Raw genomic sequence first — 1252 nt, 5'->3', positions numbered from 1 at the left:
CTATAGAAGATGCTTTAAATAGAAGCCAAACACCATACAACATTTATGGTGGTACTAAGTTCTATGAAAGAAAAGAGATAAGAGACTTAGTTGCATACTTAAGAGTTATACAAAATCCTCAAGATGATATATCTCTTAAGAGAATAATAAATGTTCCAAGAAGAGGGATAGGTCTTAGAACTATTGAAAAGATAGAAGACAGAGCTAGTTTAAAGCAAGAGAGTGTATACTCAGTGCTTATAGATATTGATACTAATTCAGATATATCTACTAAGGCAAGAGCAAGTATAAGTGGATTTGTAGATGTAGTAGGTACCCTTAGAACTATAAAGGAAGTTTATCCCGTAAGTAAGCTTATAGAAAAGGTACTTGATGTTACAGGTTACTTAGATGAATTAGAAAAGGACAAAAATGAAGAATCACAAGATAGAATAGACAACCTAAAAGAGTTTATATCTATAGCTTTAGAGTTTGAACAAAATAGTGAAGAAAAAGACTTAGAAACTTTCTTAACAGGTATAGCTCTTACTTCAGAGTCTAACAATGACGAAGAAAATGATAAAGTATCTCTTATGACTATTCATACATCTAAGGGTCTTGAGTTCCCAGTCGTATTTTTAACTGGTCTGGAGGAAGGGTTATTCCCCATATCTAGAGCGGTAAAGTCTATGAATGACTCTGAAATAGAAGAAGAGAGAAGGCTTTGCTATGTTGGTATAACAAGAGCAAAGGAACATTTATATATGACTCTAACTCAAAAGAGGACTTTATATGGAAGGACTAATCCAGCTATAGCATCTAGATTTATGGAAGAACTTCCAGAGGAATGTATACAAAAATTAAACACTGTTAAAAAAGAATTAACTTACTCAAAAGCTAGCTATAATATACTAGATAAATATACAAAGAAATATATGAATACTGTGAATAAATCTACTGTAGCGTCTAAGGTAAATGCCACAGTTAAAGACTCTTCGAAGGAAACTAATATAGATGATATAAAATTAGCAAGTAAAGTTCACCATCCTAAGTTTGGTATAGGAACTGTAATAAGTGTAGTAGGTACAGAGGTTACAATTGCATTTGATAAGCAAGGTATTAAAAAAATAAATAAAGAGTATACGACTCTAGATTTATTATAAAAATATATTAGATATGGCTAGAGATATACCTCTAGCCATAAAATACACTAGGAGGTAGTGGTATGGGGAAAAAAGAGTTTGCAAAAAATTTAATGGACTATATTTATAGC

At 31.4% G+C, this 1252-nt stretch carries 1 protein-coding gene; it reads left to right on the top strand.

All coding sequences use genetic code 11. The features are described from left to right. Positions 1–1142: DUF3553 domain-containing protein (locus CHL78_RS20195; RefSeq protein ID WP_116041775.1), on the top strand; the 1142-nt coding region annotated here is incomplete at its 5' end. Positions 1143–1252: the final 110 nt, after the last annotated feature.

The sequence above is a fragment of the Romboutsia weinsteinii genome (assembly GCF_002250835.2).
Lineage (GTDB): Bacteria > Bacillota > Clostridia > Peptostreptococcales > Peptostreptococcaceae > Romboutsia_A > Romboutsia_A weinsteinii.
This window is presented reverse-complemented; position numbering and strand designations above follow the sequence as displayed.